17 protein-coding genes and 1 tRNA gene are annotated in these 18284 nt (G+C 66.8%); 11 read left to right on the forward strand and 7 right to left on the reverse strand.

Features of this window, described 5'->3' with window-relative positions:
- Positions 1–100 precede the first annotated feature (100 nt).
- The 6 genes from pufB (at position 101) to BM214_RS04640 (ending at position 5298) form a co-directional block, all read left to right on the forward strand.
- The gene (gene pufB / locus BM214_RS04615) at positions 101–253 is read left to right on the forward strand and encodes a light-harvesting antenna LH1, beta subunit (protein WP_090484036.1); all 153 of its coding nucleotides are present in this window, start codon (positions 101–103) and stop codon (positions 251–253) included.
- A gap of 86 nt (positions 254–339) precedes the next feature.
- Entirely contained in the window at positions 340–525 is a 186-nt protein-coding gene (pufA, locus tag BM214_RS04620; protein WP_090484037.1) for a light-harvesting antenna LH1, alpha subunit, read from the forward strand.
- A gap of 149 nt (positions 526–674) precedes the next feature.
- Positions 675–1499, forward strand: coding sequence for a photosynthetic reaction center subunit L (gene pufL / locus BM214_RS04625; RefSeq protein ID WP_090484038.1), 825 nt, complete (start codon positions 675–677; stop codon positions 1497–1499).
- 16 nt (positions 1500–1515) lie between these two features.
- Positions 1516–2475 carry a photosynthetic reaction center subunit M gene (pufM, locus tag BM214_RS04630; RefSeq protein ID WP_090484039.1) on the forward strand — a complete coding sequence of 320 codons (960 nt, stop codon included), beginning with the start codon at positions 1516–1518 and terminating at the stop codon, positions 2473–2475.
- 68 nt (positions 2476–2543) lie between these two features.
- The gene (gene pufC, locus BM214_RS04635) at positions 2544–3593 is read left to right on the forward strand and encodes a photosynthetic reaction center cytochrome PufC (RefSeq protein WP_218149031.1); all 1050 of its coding nucleotides are present in this window, start codon (positions 2544–2546) and stop codon (positions 3591–3593) included.
- 292 nt (positions 3594–3885) lie between these two features.
- Positions 3886–5298 (forward strand): mannose-1-phosphate guanylyltransferase/mannose-6-phosphate isomerase, encoded by a 1413-nt coding sequence (locus BM214_RS04640; RefSeq protein WP_177217580.1) that lies wholly within the window; start codon positions 3886–3888, stop codon positions 5296–5298.
- Between the two features lie 12 nt (positions 5299–5310).
- On the opposite strand, the gene mfd is transcribed toward BM214_RS04640, so the two are convergent.
- The 3 genes from mfd to BM214_RS04655 all read right to left on the reverse strand — a co-directional run bounded on the left by mfd (position 5311) and on the right by BM214_RS04655 (position 10114).
- Positions 5311–8799: a transcription-repair coupling factor gene (mfd, locus tag BM214_RS04645; protein ID WP_090484042.1), complete on the reverse strand. Its 3489-nt coding sequence runs from the start codon at positions 8797–8799 to the stop codon at positions 5311–5313.
- A gap of 110 nt (positions 8800–8909) precedes the next feature.
- Positions 8910–9092, reverse strand: coding sequence for a YgaP family membrane protein (locus tag BM214_RS04650; protein WP_425319156.1), 183 nt, complete (start codon positions 9090–9092; stop codon positions 8910–8912).
- A gap of 140 nt (positions 9093–9232) precedes the next feature.
- Entirely contained in the window at positions 9233–10114 is an 882-nt protein-coding gene (locus BM214_RS04655; RefSeq protein WP_090484044.1) for a carbon-nitrogen hydrolase, read from the reverse strand.
- 259 nt (positions 10115–10373) lie between these two features.
- Here BM214_RS04655 and BM214_RS04660 point away from each other — a divergent pair, with 259 nt between their 5' ends.
- Positions 10374–11291, forward strand: coding sequence for a ZIP family metal transporter (locus BM214_RS04660; protein ID WP_090484045.1), 918 nt, complete (start codon positions 10374–10376; stop codon positions 11289–11291).
- Positions 11292–11454: 163 nt separating this feature from the next.
- On the opposite strand, the gene BM214_RS04665 is transcribed toward BM214_RS04660, so the two are convergent.
- Positions 11455–11541, reverse strand: a tRNA-Leu gene (locus BM214_RS04665).
- A 239-nt stretch (positions 11542–11780) separates the two neighbouring features.
- Between BM214_RS04665 and BM214_RS04670 the strand changes: the two genes are divergently transcribed.
- From BM214_RS04670 to BM214_RS04680, 3 genes are all read left to right on the forward strand, one after another.
- Positions 11781–12842 (forward strand): LbtU family siderophore porin, encoded by a 1062-nt coding sequence (locus BM214_RS04670; RefSeq protein ID WP_090484046.1) that lies wholly within the window; start codon positions 11781–11783, stop codon positions 12840–12842.
- A gap of 189 nt (positions 12843–13031) precedes the next feature.
- Positions 13032–14117 (forward strand): glycosyltransferase family 4 protein, encoded by a 1086-nt coding sequence (locus tag BM214_RS04675; RefSeq protein ID WP_090484047.1) that lies wholly within the window; start codon positions 13032–13034, stop codon positions 14115–14117.
- A 9-nt stretch (positions 14118–14126) separates the two neighbouring features.
- On the forward strand, positions 14127–16274 hold the full coding sequence (locus tag BM214_RS04680; RefSeq protein WP_090484048.1) for an amylo-alpha-1,6-glucosidase: 2148 nt from the start codon (positions 14127–14129) through the stop codon (positions 16272–16274).
- Here the strand turns inward: BM214_RS04680 and BM214_RS04685 are convergent.
- Entirely contained in the window at positions 16260–16625 is a 366-nt protein-coding gene (locus tag BM214_RS04685; RefSeq protein WP_244887843.1) for a hypothetical protein, read from the reverse strand. The genes BM214_RS04680 and BM214_RS04685 overlap by 15 nt on opposite strands.
- A gap of 13 nt (positions 16626–16638) precedes the next feature.
- Entirely contained in the window at positions 16639–17031 is a 393-nt protein-coding gene (locus BM214_RS04690) for a NifB/NifX family molybdenum-iron cluster-binding protein (RefSeq protein ID WP_090484049.1), read from the reverse strand.
- A gap of 77 nt (positions 17032–17108) precedes the next feature.
- Here BM214_RS04690 and BM214_RS04695 point away from each other — a divergent pair, with 77 nt between their 5' ends.
- Positions 17109–17489 carry a DUF134 domain-containing protein gene (locus BM214_RS04695; RefSeq protein ID WP_090484050.1) on the forward strand — a complete coding sequence of 127 codons (381 nt, stop codon included), beginning with the start codon at positions 17109–17111 and terminating at the stop codon, positions 17487–17489.
- Between the two features lie 6 nt (positions 17490–17495).
- Here BM214_RS04695 and petA read toward each other — a convergent pair whose 3' ends face one another.
- Positions 17496–18098: a ubiquinol-cytochrome c reductase iron-sulfur subunit gene (gene petA, locus BM214_RS04700; RefSeq protein ID WP_090484051.1), complete on the reverse strand. Its 603-nt coding sequence runs from the start codon at positions 18096–18098 to the stop codon at positions 17496–17498.
- Positions 18099–18284 lie beyond the last annotated feature (186 nt).

The raw sequence follows: 18284 nt of genomic DNA on the forward strand, positions 1-18284 counted from the left end.
GATCGTTGATTTTGTCGTGGTGCAAGACCGACCGCGGCGACCGTGATCGCGTTGAGTCAACGCGGTGTTTGCCAACAAGGCTCAATTGGAGGGTAAGTAAATGGTTGACGAAACGAAAGGTTCGCTCTCTGGGCTCAACGAAGAAGAGGCCATGGAATTCCACGGCGTCTTCATGACCAGCATGATGGGCTTCCTGGCCGTGGCCGCTGTGGCCCACGTCCTGGCCTGGATGTGGCGCCCCTGGGGCGTGTGATGTGAAGCGCCAAGTTGGCGCTTCCCCACAGCCTAGATGAGTAGTACCCGAAGTAGTACACCCTAAATCGCATAGGAGAATTCAACATGTGGCGTATTTGGCTGCTGTTCGATCCGCGCAGAGCGCTGGTTGCCCTGTTCACCTTCCTCGCCGTGCTGGCGCTGCTGATCCACTTCATCCTGCTGAGCACCGAACGCTTCAACTGGATGCAGACCGCCGCGGTCGACACGACCGCCGTGGAGGCTCAGGCGGGCACGTCAACACTGTCGTAACAGCGTCTGCAGCCAAGGGTATCGGGCGGGGAAAGGCGCATATGCCGGCCCCGCCCGGCACCTTGAGCAGCGCGCTGGTTGGCGTGTTGAGAGTATAGGGCGACGGCCGGAATCTCCGGCCGAAGCCTTTCTGACCGGAGGTTCTAGGAATGTCCATGCTGAGCTTTGAGAAGAGGTACCGCGTACGCGGGGGGACGTTGATCGGGGGAGATCTATTCGACTTCTGGGTCGGCCCCTTCTACGTCGGATTTTTCGGGGTTTTAACGGCCGTCTTCGCGTTGTTGGGGACGCTCCTGATCGTCTGGGGCGCGGCGATGGGTCCGACCTGGAACATCTGGCAGATCAGCATCAATCCCCCCGATCTGAGCTATGGCCTGGGCCTTGCGCCACTGGATGAAGGCGGGCTGTGGCAGTTCATCACCATGTGTGCCATCGGCGCCTTCGTGTCCTGGGGGCTGCGCCAGGTGGAGATCTGCAACAAACTGGGCATGGGCTATCACGTGCCGATCGCCTTTGGGTTCGCCGTGCTCGCCTATGTCACCCTGGTGGTCTTCCGTCCGATCCTGCTGGGCGCCTGGGGCCACGGATTCCCGTACGGCATCATGAGCCACCTGGACTGGGTGTCCAACGTCGGTTACCAGTTCCTGCACTTCCACTACAATCCGGCCCACATGCTGGCCATCACCTTCTTCTTCACCACGGCCCTGGCGCTGTCTCTGCACGGCGGCCTGATCCTGTCGGTGACCAATCCGAAGAAGGGACAGGCGGTCAAGACCCCCGAATACGAAGACACCTTCTTCCGCGACACCATCGGCTACTCCATCGGTGCCCTCGGCATCCACCGTCTGGGCCTCTTCCTGGCGCTGAACGCGGCCTTCTGGAGCGCGGTCTGCATCATCATCAGCGGCCCCTTCTGGACCCGCAGTTGGCCGGAATGGTGGAACTGGTGGCTTGACCTTCCGATCTGGGCTTAATGAAAGGGGACCCACAATGGCCGAATATCAGAACATATTCAATCGGGTGCAGGTTCAGGCAGAGCCTGAAGCCGGCGTGCCGATCGAGGGCGGTAAGCGCGAGCGCATCGGCAAACCGACGCTGGTCTACTGGTTTGGCAAGATCGGTAGCGCCCAGCTCGGACCCATCTATCTAGGCTGGACGGGATTGCTCTCCATCGTCTTTGGTCTGACTGCAATCCTGATCATTGGTTTCAACTTCCTTGCACAGGTGAACTACGACGTCATCCAGTTCATTCGCCAGTTCTTCTGGCTGGGACTGGAGCCTCCGCAGCCGGAGTACGGTCTGGGGATTCCTCCCCTGCAGGAAGGCGGCTGGTGGCTCATGGCCGGGTTCTTCCTGACGACCTCCCTGCTGCTTTGGTGGGTACGCATGTACCGCCGGGCGCGGGCCCTGGAACTGGGCACTCACGTGGCCTGGGCGTTCGCCTCCGCCATCTTCCTGTTCCTCTGCCTGGGCTTCTTCCGCCCGCTGCTCATGGGGGACTGGTCTGAGGCGGTGCCGTTTGGCATCTTCCCGCACTTGGACTGGACCACGGCGTTCTCCCTGAAGTACGGCAACCTGTACTACAACCCGTTCCACATGCTGTCCATCGCCTTCCTGTATGGCTCGGCCCTGCTGTTTGCCATGCATGGTGCGACGGTGCTGGCGGTGGGCCGCTACGGTGGTGAGCGCGAGATCGAGCAGATCACGGACCGGGGCACCGCCTCCGACCGTGCCGCCCTGTTCTGGCGCTGGACCATGGGCTTCAACGCCACCATGGAATCCATCCACCGCTGGGCCTGGTGGTTCGCCGTGCTCGTGCCGGTCACCGGCGGCATCGGCATCCTGCTCACCGGTACGGTCGTGGACAACTGGTACCTGTGGGCGATCGACCATGGCGTCGCCCCGTCGTATCCGGATGTCCATCCGGGTGTTGAAGATCCGGTCAAGTAAGGGATGTCGCAATGAAAACGATGAAGCGCAAAGTGTTTACAGCGGCGGCACTCACGGGCGCCGCGATCATGGTGACTGGCTGTGAACTGCCAGTCGGGGTTGAAACGGACCAGAAGGGCTATCGAGGCCTGGGCCTGGAACAGGTGACCAAGCGCCACCTGGAGGCCCGCAAACGGGCCGACATGGAGATCCCTCCGGTGGAAGGGCCGGCATCGACTGGCGGTCCCAAGGCCGGGGATATCTACGAGAACGTGGAGGTGCTGGGGGATCTCAGCATCGGCGAGTTCAACCGTCTGATGAACGCCATCACCGCCTGGGTGGCGCCGGAAGAGGGTTGTAACTACTGCCACGTTCCGGGGAACTTCGCGGATGAGAACATCTACACGAAGATCGTCTCCCGGAACATGCTGGAGATGACCAAGACCATCAACACCGAGTGGGATGCCCACGTGGGGCAGACCGGCGTCACCTGCTATACCTGCCATATGGGTAATCCTGTACCGGAGAACATCTGGTATGAGGATCCGGGCATGAAGCAGGCCGGCGGGTTTGCAGCCCTGCGCATGGGGCAGAACCTGGCGGGGGACAACGTCGCCTCCTCCTCCTTGCCCAATGATGTCTTCTCCGCATTCCTGCAGGAGGATCCGAAGAACATCCGGATCACCCCACGTACCTCGCTGCCCGGACCCGAGGATCCGGACAACCTGGTGGATGCGGAGTGGGTGCACGGTCTGATGATCCACTTCTCCGACGCCCTGGGTGCCACCTGCACCACGTGTCATAACACCAACAATTTCCCGGACTGGACCAACAGCCCGGTGCAGCGTGTCACCGCCTGGCACGGGATCGAGTTGGTGCGCATGCTCAACGTGGACTATCTGAACCCGCTGCAGCCGGTGTATCCGGCCAACCGTCTGGGTGCCTCGGGGGATGCCCCCAAGGCCAACTGCGCCACCTGTCACAATGGGTTGCAGTTGCCCCTGGATGGCGCTCCGATGCTCAACGATTATCCGGAGCTGAACCGGGTGGAGCGTCGTGAGGGTTGGACGCCCGTGCAGGGGGATGCGGCCACCACCGAGGCCAAGGCCGACGTGGCGCAGGATGCCGCAGACGCCTGATCCTGCGGCGCTATTAAAGGGCCGGTCATGATCACCGGCCCTGCTGGGAAGTATCGCAGGGGGACCCTTCGGGGTCCCCTTGTCATTTCTGCCTTCGAAACCATTGGGGAGCGGGGTCCAGTCTGCTGGCGGGGGTTGGTTTGGGAGGATATGATCCCGAAGGATACTGACCGGCGCGTTCCTCCCTTAATGCCAAGGGCGGAGTGGCTACCCCAAGTGCATCACAAATGCAGGGGCGGATGGAAGAAAGGTCCGATGCGTCGGCCATGGATTCGAACCAAGAGGAGATGTGATGACCCTGATTCCCGTGATCCTGTCCGGTGGGGCCGGGACCCGCCTGTGGCCCATGTCGCGGCAGTTGTATCCCAAGCAGTTCCTAAACCTGACGGGTACCGAGCACACGCTGCTGCAGGCGACCCTGGCCCGCCTGCCCGAGGCCGACGTGGCCCCGCCCCTGATAATCTGCAACGAGGCCCACCGGTTCCTGGTGGCGGAACAGCTGCGTCAGATGGGGGTACGCCCGGGGGGCATCCTGTTGGAGCCGGTGGGGCGCAATACGGCCCCTGCGGTGGCGGCGGCGGCCCTCTGCGCCCGCGCCTCAGGGGAGGATCCGGTGTTGCTGGTGATGCCGGCGGATCACCTGATCCAGGATGTGGACGCCTTTCGCCGTTCGGTGGCACTGGCCGTGGAAGCGGCCCGTTCGGGGGAGCTGGTGACCTTTGGCGTGCCCCCCACCGAACCCCATACCGGTTACGGCTATATCCGGGTGGAGGCCGGTGCCGGGGCAGGGGCGGCGCCGGTACGGGAATTCGTGGAGAAACCGGACCTGGATACGGCCCGTGCCTATGTGGCCAGCGGGCAGTACTACTGGAACAGTGGGATTTTTGTCTTCCGGGCCTCCAGCTTCCTGGAGGAACTCAAGGCCCACGCGCCGGACATCCTGGAGGCCTGTGAGCGGGCCTGGGCGGGGGCACGGGGGGATCTGGACTTCCTGCGGCTGGAGCCGGAGGCGTTTTCGGCCTGTCGCAGTGAGTCCTTGGACTATGCCGTGATGGAGCCGACTCGGCGCGCCGTCATGGTGCCCCTGGAGGCGGACTGGAGCGATGTGGGCTCCTGGACCGCCCTGTGGTCCGCAGGCGAGCGGGACGCGGAAGGCAACGTGGCGGTGGGGGATGTCCTGCTTACGGGGACCCGCAACTGCTATCTGCATGCCGATGCCCGCCTGGTGGCCGCCGTGGGGGTGGAGGATCTGGTGGTGGTGGAGACCAAGGATGCGGTGCTGGTGATGCACAAGGACCACCACCAGGACGTGAAGGAGATCGTCGCCCGGCTGCGGGCCGATGGCCGGGAGGAGTCGGAGAACCACCGTTGTGTCGCCCGCCCCTGGGGGACCTATGAGCAGATCGATACCGCCTCCCGTTTCCAGGTGAAGCGCATCACCGTGAAACCAGGGCAGCAGCTTTCATTGCAGATGCACTATCACCGGGCGGAGCACTGGATCGTGGTGCGGGGGACGGCGCGCATCACCCGGGGGGAGGAGCAGTTCATCCTTTCAGAGAACGAATCCACCTATATCCCCCTGGGCATCACCCACCGCCTGGAAAACCCCGGCCGCATCCCGCTGGAGCTGATCGAGGTGCAGTCGGGCAGCTATCTGGGGGAGGATGATATCGTCCGCTTCGAGGACACCTACGGGCGCCACTGAGGTGCCGGGCGCTCAGGCCGCCCGGGTCTCCTCCCGCAGGCTCAGCCGATCCAGCAGGCGCAGCACGGCCTGCACCCGTTGCTCCAGGGTCTGGGTGTCCTCCTCGAAACGCAGCCGGTCCTGACCCTCCAGTCGGTAGCGTTGGGGATCCGATTGCACCAGTTCGATGATGCTGGCCGCATCCACCGGCGGGTCGGGGAGGAACTGCAACCGCCCGCCCCGGGGGCCCAGCTCCAGCTTGCGCACACCATAGGGCTGCAGGCGCAGCTTCAGGCGTGTGGCCTCCACCAGATGCTTCGCCTGCTGCGGCAGCAGGCCGAAGCGGTCCACCATCTCCACCTCCATCTCCCGCACCTGATCCTGATCCTTGCAGGCGGAGAGGCGTTTGTAGAGGATCAGCCGGTTGTGGATATCCGGCACGTAGTCGTCCGGGAGCAGGGCGGGCAGGCCCAGCTCCACCTCTGTGGCCTCATTCCCGGCGGGTTCCAGTTCCGGTATGCGGCCCTCCCGCAGGGCCCGGACGGCCCGGTCCAGCAGCTCGTTGTAGAGGGAGAAGCCCACCTCCTGGATCTGGCCGCTCTGTTCATCCCCCAAGAGTTCCCCGGCGCCGCGGATCTCCAGGTCGTGACTGGCCAGGGTGAAGCCGGCCCCCAGGTCCTCCAGGGAGGCGATGGCCTCCAGGCGCTTGCTGGCGTCCTTGGTCATGGCGGAGGGATGGGGGGTGATGAGGTAGGCATAGGCCCGGTGATGGCTGCGCCCCACGCGGCCGCGTAGCTGATGCAGCTGGGACAGCCCCATGCGGTCGGCCCGGTCGATGAGGATGGTGTTGGCCGTGGGTACGTCGATGCCGGTCTCGATGATGGTGGTGCACACCAGGATGTGGTAACGGCGGTGATAGAAGTCCAGCATCACCCGCTCCAGTTCCCGCTCCCGCATCTGGCCATGGGCGATGCCGATGCGGGCGGAGGGGACCAGCCGGGCGAGTTTTTCCGCGGTCTTCTCGATGTCCTGCACCTCGTTGTGCAGGAAGTAGATCTGACCGCCACGACGCATCTCCCGCAGGCAGGCCTCCTGGATGAGGGTGTCGTTCCACTGGCCGACGAAGGTCTTGATGGTGAGCCTTTCCTCCGGCGGCGTGGCGATGATGGAGAGATCGCGCAGGCCCGCCAGGGCCATGTTCAGGGTGCGCGGGATGGGGGTGGCGGTGAGGGTGAGCATGTCCACCTGGGCGCGCAGGGCCTTGAGCCGCTCCTTGTGGCGCACCCCGAAGCGCTGTTCCTCGTCCACGATCACCAGCCCCAGGTTCTTGAACCGGACATTGTCCTGCAGCAGCTTGTGGGTGCCGATGACGATGTCCACGCGTCCCTCCTCCAGGCCCCGGAGCACCTCCTGCTGCTGCTTGCCGGAACCGAAGCGGGAGAGGGATTCGATGCGGATGGGCCAGTCGGCGAAGCGGTCGCGGAAGTTCTGGTCGTGCTGCTGGGCCAGCAGGGTGGTGGGCACCAGCACCGCCACCTGGTGCCCGTCCTGCACCGCCACGAAGGCGGCGCGCATGGCCACCTCCGTCTTGCCAAAGCCCACGTCCCCGCAGACCACCCGGTCCATGGGGCGCTCCGAGGCCATGTCCTCCAGTACGGCCTCGATGGCACTCTGCTGGTCCGGGGTCTCCTCGAAGGGGAAGGTGGCGGCGAAGGCGGCGTACTCCTCGCCCTGGGTGCGGTAGCTGTGGCCCTTGCGCGCGGCCCGGCGGGCGTGGATGTCCAAAAGTTCCGCCGCCACGTCCCGGGCCTTCTCCGCCGCCTTGCGCCGGGCCCGGGACCAGGCCTCCGAGCCCAGGCGGTGCAGCGGGGCATGTTCCGGGTCGGCGCCGGTGTAGCGGCTCACCAGGTGCAGCGAGGCCACGGGGACGTAGAGTTTGTCGCCACCGGCGTACTCCAGGGTGAGGAACTCCGTGTCCTGTCCGCCCACGTCGATCTTCTGCAGCCCCAGATAGCGGCCCACGCCGTGTTCCTCGTGCACCACCGGGGCCCCGGGGTGCAGATCGGTGAGGTTGCGCACCACGGCATCGGCGTCCCGCGTGGGCTTGCGCCGACGCCGCTCCTGGCGGGCGCGCTCGCCGAAGAGATTGGACTCGGTGAGTACCGCAAGGCCCGCCGCGGGCAGGCACAGCCCCTCCTGCAGCGGCCCGGTGAGCAACACGGGGGAGGCGTCGCTGGCCAGGGCTTCGGGCCAGTCGGCCACGGGGGTGGGCACGATCCCGGCATTGCGCAGGGTATCCAGCAGCACCTCACGCCGGCCGGCGGATTCGGCCAGGAGGATGACCCGCCCGTGAAACCGCGTCAGGAAGTCCTCGAGGGCGGCGGCGGGCCGGGACTGACGCGGCTGGATGCGCAGGTCCTCCAGGGGGCGGGCATCCATCTCCCGGTCTGACGGGCCGCGGGGTGGTGCGAGGGTCTCCGGGGAGAGATCCACCCGGGGATAGGTCTCCAGGCGGGCTAGCAGTTCCTCCTCCTCCAGGAAGAGGGATTGCGGGGGCAGCAGGGGGCGTTCCCGGTCGTGGCGCCGCTGCTCGTAGCGCTGGGCCACCTGCTCGCTGAAGGTACGGGCCGGGGTGTCCACGTCCCCCAGGCGCAGCACCAGGGTGTGGGCCGGCAGGTGGTCGAACAGGGTCTCCAGGCCCTCGAAGAACAGCGGCAGGTAGTATTCCACCCCTGCCGGGGCGTGGCCCTGGCTCACCTCCCGGTAGATGACGCTGGCCTGGGGGTCGCCCTCGATGAGGGTGCGGTAGCGGCGGCGGAAGGTCTTGATGCCGGCCTCGTTCAGGGGGAACTCATGGGCCGGCAGCAGACGCACCCGCTCAATGGTCTCCCGGGAACGTTGGGTCTCCGGGTCGAAGGTGCGCAGGGTCTCGATCTCGTCGTCCAGCAGGTCGATGCGGTAGGGGGCCTCGCTGCCCATGGGGAATACGTCCAAAAGCGCCCCGCGCACGGCGTATTCCCCGTGTTCCACCACCTGGGTCACGTGGCGGTACCCCGCCTGCTCGAATCCCCGGATCAGGGCCTCCCGGTCGATGCACTGACCCTGGCTCAGGTCGAGGCATTCGGATTGCAGCCAGGCCCGAGGGGGCAGGCGCTGCAGCAGGGTGTTCATGGGGATGATCAGGGCGCCGCGGCGCAGGCCGGGGAGCCGGGCCAGGGTCTGCAGGCGCCGGGAGATGATGTCCTCGTGGGGGGAGAAGACGTCGTAGGGCAGGGTCTCCCAGTCCGGCAGGGAGAGCACCGGTAGGTCTTCCCCGGCGAGGAAGAAGTGCAGGTTGGCCTCCAGGCGTTCCGCCGTCTGCACGTCGGGGGTGACCAGGAGGGTGAATCCGTCGTGACGCCTCAGGGCGGTGCTGGCCGCCAGGTCCAGGGCGGAACCGGCAAGATTCCCCCAATGGGCGGTCTCTCCCCTGGCGGGCAGCGGGAGGTCGGCAAAGGGGAGCGTCGGATGGTTTGCAGACATGCGTTCGGTCGGGCCGTGTGGGATCGTGCGGACCGCCGATTATACCGTGATGCAGGAAGGGGATGGGGCCCGGACGGCCCGGAAGACCGGCCGGGCCCCGGTTGGCGCGGTTACGCCTCTTCGTCGGAGTTGGTGCGGATGTTCAGCAGGGTGTAGGCCGGGCACCAGCTCATCAGGGCGGTGGCCAGCGGGATCAGGCCGAGCCAGCCCCAGGGGGTCTGGGGACCGACGAAGACCAGGGCGATCAGCACCACCCCGACGACTAGACGGATCAGGCGGTCATTGGTTCCCATGTTCTTTTCCGCATTCATGTGACGTACTCCTTCTGCTGTGGTGGTCACTCGTAACCTATCCTATAGGCATGTCAACGCCGTGTCCGTAGCGTAGATCAATCATTGCCGAGTTTGATGTCCGGTCTTTCCCCATCCGGGCCTCACGAGGGATCCCGGAAACGGTGCAGAAGTTCCCCGTAGGCATCGATGCGCCGGTCCCGCAGGAAGGGCCAGATGCGCCGCACCGCCTCGCTGTGGTCCAGGTCCACGTCCACCACCAGCACCGCCTCCTGGTCCTCGGGGGCCTGGGCCAGGAATTCCCCCTGGGGGCCGCAGACGAAGCTGCTGCCCCAGAAGCGGCTGCCGGCGGTGACCCCGGAGGGGTCCGGTTCGAATCCCACCCGGTTGCAGGCGGCCAGGGGCAGGCCGTTGGCCACGGCGTGACCCCGCTGCACCGTGATCCAGGCCTCCCGCTGGCGGGCCTGTTCGTCCGCTTCGTCCTGCGGGTTCCAGCCGATGGCGGTGGGGTAGATCAGGATCTGTGCCCCCGCCAGGGCCATGAGCCGGGCCGCCTCGGGGAACCACTGGTCCCAGCACACCAGTACCCCCAGGCGGCCCACCCGGGTGTCCACGGGATCGAAGCCCAGGTCCCCGGGGGTGAAGTAGAACTTCTCGTAGTAACCGGGATCGTCCGGGATATGCATCTTGCGGTAGCGCCCGGCCAGACGCCCGTCGGCATCCAGTACCACGGCGGTGTTGTGGTAGAGCCCCGCGGCGCGGCGCTCGAACAGGGAGGCCACGATCACCATCCCCAACTCCGCCGCCAGCGCACCCAGGGCCTCGGTGGTGGGGCCGGGGATGGGCTCGGCCCGGTCGAACACACCGGTGTCCTCCGTCTGACAGAAATAGGGGCCGGTATGCAGTTCCTGCAGGATGCCCAGTTGCGCCCCCTGGCGTGCGGCGGTGCGCAGGGCCTCCCTGTTGCGGTCCAGATTCTCGTGGGCGTCTGCAACGCAGGTCTGCTGGATGAGGGCGATGCGCATGGGCGGATCCCGTGGAGTGGTTGGCGGACGGGATTTTAGCACCCGACCCCGGCCGGCTCACGGCCTGCGCCCCAGGGCATGGTTCACCGCGACAGGGGGCATCCCGAGCAACGGCGGACCGGTGGCTGGGGCGGCAGCCCGGATAGGGATCCGGGCATGCCCCGGGCCGGTGCCGGGCTTGCGGATTGCGCTGCGCCGTTCCCGCCGCGTCCGGTATGCGCTAGGGTGCGCGACAGTCCACGAATCGAGGGGATGGGCAATGAGGGAGGTACAGGGGCAGGGCCCCAGGGAGGCGGCGAAGCCGTCCTCCAGAAAGCCGATGATCGTTTCCTTCGCGGTCCTGGTGCTGGTGATCGCCGGAGTGGCCGCCTCCTGGCCCTGGATCGAGGCACGGGTGTCCGGCATGGGCACCATCCAGATGGGCCTGCTGGCCAGCTTCGTGGCCAGCCTGTTCACCCTGGTGGGGGCCTTGCCGATCCTCCTCATCCGCCACATCTCCCGCCCGGTGGAGGATGCCATGATGGGTTTTGGCGCGGGGGTGATGCTGGCGGCGGCGGCCCTGGAACTGGCCCTGCCGGCCCTGGAGGGGGCGGAGGCGCAGTACGGCCCCACCTTCCTGGCGGTGGTGGTGCTGGCCGTGGGGGTGGGCTTGGGGGGCGGGTTCCTGCTCCTTTTGCATCACCGCGTGCCCCACGAGCACTTCATCCTCGGGCCCCAGAGCGGGGCGGATCCCGGCAAGGTCCGCCGGGTGTATCTGTTCGTCCTGGCCATCGCCCTGCATCACCTGCCGGAGGGGCTGGCCGTGGGGGTGGGCTTTGGCGGGGACCTCAGCGACGGCATGACCCTGGCCGTGGCCATCGGCCTGCAGAACATGCCGGAGGGACTGGTGGTGGCCGTTGCGCTCCTCTCCCTGGGCTATGGCAAGGCGACGGCCCTGGGGGTGACCCTGCTGACGGGCCTGGTGCAGCCCGTGGGCGGCCTGGTGGGGGCCACCGCCATCACCTTCATGACCTTCCTGCTGCCCTGGGGTCTCGCCTTCGCCGCCGGGGCCATGCTGTTCGTGGTCAGCCACGAGATCATCCCCGAATCCCACCGCCAGGGCCATGAGACCCAGGCCACGCTGGGGGTGCTGGTGGGGTTCGTGGCCTTCATGGCGATCGGCCACATCCTTTCGTGATGGTATTGCATTGGGGATTCACCCCTCGGGTCCGCTGCCGGTCCCGTGGCGCAGGAAGGGGACGACCAAGGACCGCAAGCGGGACGGGATGGTCTCCCGGGAGGGATGGGGCTTGATCGGCAACAGGACGGCCCTGGGCAGGAACCGTCCCGAGGGTCTTCGATGGTGCCCGGAGCCGGAATCGAACCGGCACGGCCTTGCGGCCGAGAGATTTTAAGTCTCTTGCGTCTACCTGTTCCGCCATCCGGGCAGGGGTGGGATTACCCAGAGGGGGGAGTATACCCCTCGGTGGGGGTGTGAAAAAGCGACGGGCTCATCTCCCGCCGCCGGTCCGTTGTGGATCCCCCCAGGGGGAGGGGGTACGGGGATTCGATGACTAAAGTCAGTAACGATTATCACTTGCAACAACAATCCGGTTGTTTATACTGACCCCGCGTTGATTCGTCATCGTAAAGCAACATTCCCGATCAATGGCATAAAGGACACACCATGCAAAAGAAGATGCAAGCTGGAAATCATGGGCCATGGACCTGGCATCCCCTGGCCTGGGCGGTGGGCGGGGTGCTGGCCCTGGGGGCCGGTAACGCCCAGGCCCAGCAGGACTGGGACTGGGGCGGTACGGTGGAGCTGGAGGCCGGCTGGGCCGAGGACTACGCGGGGGATTCCGAGAGCGACCTGAACCTGGCCACCTTCGAACTGGCCCTGGAGGCCCGGCTGAACGAGTGGGTCTCCACCCGGGGCGTGCTGCTCTATGAGGACGAGGGCCCGGATTCGGAGGTGGAGGTGGACGAGGCCGTCCTCTCCATGGTGTTCCCCGGCGGCTCCGGGGCCTACATGGATGCCGGCCGCCAGTACGTGCCCTTCGGCCGCTTCGACACCGGCCTGGTCTCCGATCCCCTGGCCCTGGAACTGGCCGAGACCCGGGAGACCGCCGCCGTGCTGGGCTGGTCCGGGGAGCGGGTCTATGGCTCCGTCTGGGCCTTCGCCGGGGATACCCGGGACGAACTCTCCAACGGCGGCGCCAACGCCGGGGTCCTGTTGCCCCTGGGCGGGGGGGGACTGGACCTGGGGGTGGGCTACCTCACCAGTCTGGGGGATTCGGATTCTTTGCAGGATCTACAGGCGGAAAACCTGGGTCCGGTGGATCTGGCGGATACCTCCCGCGTGGGCGCTTACAACGTCTACGCCACTGCCCGCCTGGGCGATCTGACCCTGGCGGGGGAATACGTCGCCGCCGACGAGGCCTTCGAGTCCCGCCAGCTGGCATTCGACGGCCAGGGGGCCGAACCCGCCGCCTGGGGCCTGGAGGTGGGCTATCGCCTCGAAGACCTGGCCCGGCCGGTGACCCTCTCCGCCGCCGTGCAGGGCAGCGACGAGGCCCGGGCCCTGGACCTGCCCGAGACCCGTTATCTCGCCGGCGTGTCCGTGGAACTGATGGATCGCCTGGGTCTGGCCTTCGAATACGCCCACGACGAGGACTACGACCGGGCCGACGGGGGCACCGGTGATTCCGGCCAAAGCGCGGTGGTGCAGCTGGCGGCGGAATTCTGACGCCCCGCCGGTGGCCCCGGCCGCGGGGCCACCGGCGGCGTTCCCGGGGACCGTTCGGTCCCCGCAACGGCCTCCCCCTTCTTTACCTCAGCCCCTTGAAAACCCCGCCCGCTGCCCCTATTGGAAGCAAGCCGGGGTGTGCCCGGCGACCCATTCCCCTCGTCCCGGTTGTACTTGGAGGCTGCAACCATGAAGATCGCCCAGATCGCCCCCTTGCACGAGAGCGTTCCCCCCAGGACCTACGGTGGCACCGAACGGGTGGTGCACTATCTCACCGAGGCCCTGGTGGCCCAGGGTCATCAGGTCACCCTGTTTGCCAGTGGGGATTCCCGCACCAGCGCCGAACTGCGGCCCATCGTGCCGGAGGCCCTTCGGCTCTCCCGCACCCGGCGGGACCCCCTGGCCTGGCATCTGCTCCAGTTGAACCAGGTGGCACGGGAGGCGGAGCAGTTCGATATCCTGCATTTCCATACCGATTTCCTGCATTTCCCGTTGTGGCGCCGCATGCGCGTACCGCAATTGACCACCCTCCACGGCCGCCTGGATCTGCCCGACCTGCAGGCCCTGTTCGCGGAGTTCGGGGACATGCCGGTGGTGTCCATCGCCCAGCATCAGCGCGAGCCCCTGCCCATGGCCCGCTGGATCGGCACGGTATACAACGGCATCCCCGCGCAGAACTATACCTTCCGGGACGATCCGCAGGACTACCTGGCCTTCCTCGGCCGCATGTCACCGGAGAAGGGGGCGGAGACGGCCATCCAGATCGCCCTGCGCGCCGGGGTGCGGCTGCGCATGGCCGCCAAGGTGGACCGGGTGGACCGGGATTATTTCGATGAGCGCATCCGTCCCCACCTGGATCATCCCCTCATCGAATTCATCGGCGAGGTGGATGAGCGGGGCAAGAACGAACTCCTGGGCGGTGCCCGGGCCCTGCTGTTCCCCATCGCCTGGCCCGAGCCCTTCGGCCTGGTCATGATCGAGGCCATGGCCTGCGGCACGCCGGTGATCGCCTACCGCATGGGATCGGTGCCGGAGGTGATGGAGGATGGGGTGACCGGCTACGTGGTGGATGGCCCCGATGCGGCGGTGGAGGCCATCGGCCGGCTGGATGCCATCGACCGGCATGCCTGCCGGAGGCTTTTCGAGACGCATTTCTCCGCCCGGCGCATGGCCGAGGAGTACGTCACCCTCTATCGTCGCCTGCTGCTGCAGACCACGCGGCCGGCCAACGACGCCACCGCCCCCCTGGGCGAGGGCATGAGCCGCAGCGCCTGAGGAGGGTCCATGGAAGACGCCATCCAGGTGGACAATCGCTGGTATATCCCTGCCACCTCGCCCCGGGGGGACGACCGTACCCGCATCCTCAAGTCCGACGATGCCTTTGCCGTATTCAGCCGCCACGGTGAGATCGGCCGTGTGGGGCTGGGCGACCAGGGGCTCTACTTCGCCGGCACCCGTCATCTCTCCCGCTGGCAGGTGCTGCTGGCGGAGCGGGAGCCCATGCTGCTCAACTCCACGGTGCGCCTGGACAACGGCCGGTTGCTGGTGGATCAGACCACCCCTGATCTCTTCCGGGGCGGGACCTTGTGGCTGCCCAAGGGCACGCTGCACCTGCGGCGGGAGGCCGCCATGCAGGATGAGACCCTGACCGAGCGGCTGCAGATCACCAACTATCACGACACAGCGGCACGGCTCCCCCTGGAATACCGATTTGATGCCGACTTCTGCGATGTCTTCGAGGTGCGGGGGGTACAACGCCAGCGCCGCGGCGAGTATCTGGAACCGCACCGGGAGGCCTGTGCCCTGGAGCGGCGTTACCAGGGTCTGGACGGGGTCCTCAGGCGGACCCGCATCCAGTTCTCCCAAGCCCCCGATACCCTGGATGGGGGGGCGGCGGTGTTTCATCTGGAACTGGGACCCGGGGCCACCTTCGAACTGGAGGTGCAGGTGCATTGCGCCGCGGATCATCCCCGCCCGGAGCCCAACCTGCTGCCTTCACGGGGGCCGGGGCGGGGTACGGAACCCCCCGCCTTCGCACGCATCTTCACCGACAACGAGCAGTTCAATGACTGGGTGAACCGCTCCGAGGCGGACCTGCGCATGCTCCTCACCCATACCCGTCACGGACTCTATCCTTACGCCGGGCTCCCGTGGTTCTCCACCCCCTTCGGCCGCGACGGTCTCATCACCGCCTTGCAGACCCTATGGCTGCAGCCACAGATCGCCCGCGGCGTACTGGCCTTTCTGGCCGCCACCCAGGCGCAGGGCCATGACGATGCGGCCGAGGCGGAACCGGGAAAGATCCTCCATGAGCTGCGCAGCGGCGAGATGGCCGCCCTGGACGAGGTGCCCTTCCGGCGCTACTACGGCACGGTGGACGCCACCCCCCTGTTCGTCCTCCTGGCGGGACGTTATCTGCGCAGGACGGGGGATGAGGGGTTTGTGCGGGAGATCTGGCCCGCCCTGCGCCGGGCGCTGCAGTGGATGGAGGAGAAGGCGGATGAGCGCGGTTTTCTCACCTATGCGCGGCACGGCGACAAGGGACTGGTGCAGCAGGGGTGGAAGGACTCCGATGACTCGGTCTTCCACCGGGACGGACGCCCGGCGGATCCGCCCATCGCCCTGTGTGAGGTGCAGGGCTATGCCTGCGAGGCCTTCCAGCAGGCGGGGGCCATGGCCGATCGTCTCGGCCAGGCAGCCCTGGCCCGCCGCTGGCGTGCCCGTTCCCGGCAGATGCTGGAGGCCATCGACCGCTGGTTCTGGATGGAGGCCATGGGCACCTTCGCCCTGGCCCTGGACGGGGAGGGCCGGCCCTGCGCCGTGCGCACCTCCAACGCCGGCCACCTGCTTTACAACGGAGCGGTCAAGCCGGCCCGTGCGGCCTCTCTGGCGCGGGCCCTGGTGAGTGCGGAGGCCTGCAATGGCTGGGGGGTGCGTACCGTGTTCGCGGGGGAACCGCGTTACAACCCCATGTCCTATCACAACGGTTCCGTCTGGCCCCACGATACTTCGCTCATCGCCGCGGGCCTGGCCCGCTACGGCTTCAAGGAGGAGGCCATGCAACTGCTGGAGGGGCTGTTCAACGCCTCCATCTTCTTCGACATCCACCGCCTGCCGGAGCTGTTCTGCGGCTTTGACCGCCTGCCGGGGCAGGCCCCCACCCTCTACCCCGTGGCCTGTACGCCCCAGGCCTGGGCCAGCGGAGCGGTCTACATGCTGCTGGAGGCCATCCTGGGGCTGGATTTCAGTCCGCGGGAGCGCCAGATCCGGCTCCGGCATCCGCGTCTGCCGGATTACCTGGGATGGCTGCGCATCTCCGGCCTGGGCTGCGGCGACGCCAGCCTGGATCTGGTGGTGCGCCGCCATGGCCGGGACGTGGCGGTGAACGTGGAGCAGCGCCGGGGGGATCTGGAACTCTCAGTGGTGATCTGAGCCCCGGGATCCGTCGCCCAGGACCTCCACCTGCTTCACCTGCAGGCGCCGCCCCCGTTCGGCATCGTGGGTGAAGCGCCCGGTGAGGCGCACCCGCTGCCCCAGATGCTCCGCCACCGCCTCTCCGGGGACCACCGCCACGCGGCGGACCTGGTCATCCTCGATCCAGTAGTGCAGGGGGTCCTCGAAACGCCGCACCACCCCCTCGGTGGTCACCGTCTCGCCGTGGAAACTCGAGGGCTGGGCGTGCAGGGCCATGAGGGGCACCGGCTGCGGTGTGGTGTTGCCACTGCAGCCAGCCAGGAGGAGGGCCGCCGCCAGGACCCATGCCATGCGGGGGTGTGCCATCATACCGGTCTCCCCCTCAGCCGCCATGAGTGTGGGCATGACCATGGCCATGGCCATGATCATGGGGGGCCGGTTCGGGGAGGGGGCGCCCCGCAAACAGGGCACGGGCGGCGGCCACCGGGTCCGTCTCCCCGGTCAGGTGCACCCGGATGCCCATGGCATCCAGACGCTGCCGCAGCTTGTGCCCGGCGCTCTGGGTCACCAGGGCGTTGACACCGGATTGAAACAGGGGATGATGGTTCGTGCCCTGGCCGAGGGTTGCATGCAGCGATTGGTCCCTGGGCAGGTCCACCCGATCCCGCTCCACGGGTTCGCCGTCGGGGCCTGCCTCATAGATCAGGAAACGCCGGGTCATGCCGGCGTGGCCGGTGATGGTGCGGAAGTTCTGGCTGGTCACCGCGATGCGCATGGCAAATCCTCTCGGGGGGTGAATCTTGGTCGGTCATATGTTCATAATTTTCCCGGACTGAATCAACAGGGGCGAGTATGCCAAGACCCAGAGGCCCGAGAAGGATCGTCTGTCATCCCCATTGCACCTACTTCAAGCCCGCCGGCGTGCCCCTGCGGGACCTGGAGGAGTCGGTGCTGCAGATGGAGGAGGTGGAAGCCATCCGCTTGGCGGATCTGGAGGGACAGTACCACGAGGATGCGGCCCGTTCCATGGGCGTTTCCCGTTCCACCTTCTCACGCACCCTGGTGTCGGCCCGGCGCAAGATGGCCATGGCCATCCTCCAGGGGCGGGCCATCCGCATCGAGACCGGTATGGCCGATCATGTGGCCGAGGCGGCCCTGGAGGCGGCGGCCCTGGAGGGGATGCTCTGCCCCCATTGTGCCCGCCCCCTCAAGGGGATCCTGGAGGATGCCTGAGGAGCCTCAGACGGCGATGCCGTCCTCGTCCTCGCCGATCACGATGCGATGCTCGTCCAGGTACATATGGCGCGGCACCACCAGATTGGTGGGGGCGGGCTGATTGCGCCATACCCGTCCGGCCAGGTCAAAACGGGAGCCGTGGCAGGTGCAGAAATAACCTCCGTACCAATGGGGACCCAGATCCTCGGGCTTGATCTCGGGCCGGTAAATGGGGGTGCAGCCCAGATGGGTGCACACCCCCACCAGCACGGAGATCTCCGGTTTGCGGGAGCGGTGGGGATTGCGGGCGTACTCGGGCTGTTGCGTGGTCACCTCCGAGTCCGGGTCCGCCAGCCGCGGGCGGTTTTTGGGAAGCAGTTCCAGCATGGTTTGGGTGCGGTGGGTGATCCAGATGGGTTTGCCGCGCCACTCCACGGTGATCATCTGGCCGGGTTCGATGCCGCTGATGTCCACCTCCACCGGGGCGCCGGCATGGCGTGCCCGGGCGCTGGGGGACCAGGAGGCCAGGTAAGGATAGGCCAGGGCCGTGACACCGGCCCCGCCCACCAGTCCGGTGGCGGCGGTGAGGAACCGCCTGCGGCTAAGCTGGGGTTGCTGCTGGGTCATCGTCATCACCTCCGGGGCCCGGGGGCCTCTATCGATGGGTTTCCACAACCGGATCGGGATCCCGGCCGTCCTCCATGAAAGGAGGCCTGGCACGGGTCCATTAGAAGATGCTGATCCGCCGCATTCATAGGGTCTTTTCATGGCCTTTCAAGATCCGGGAACGAGACGCCCGCTGAAACTGCCACG

The sequence above is a fragment of the Ectothiorhodospira mobilis genome, assembly GCF_900114895.1.
In the GTDB taxonomy this organism is placed as follows: Bacteria; Pseudomonadota; Gammaproteobacteria; order Ectothiorhodospirales; family Ectothiorhodospiraceae; genus Ectothiorhodospira; species Ectothiorhodospira mobilis_A.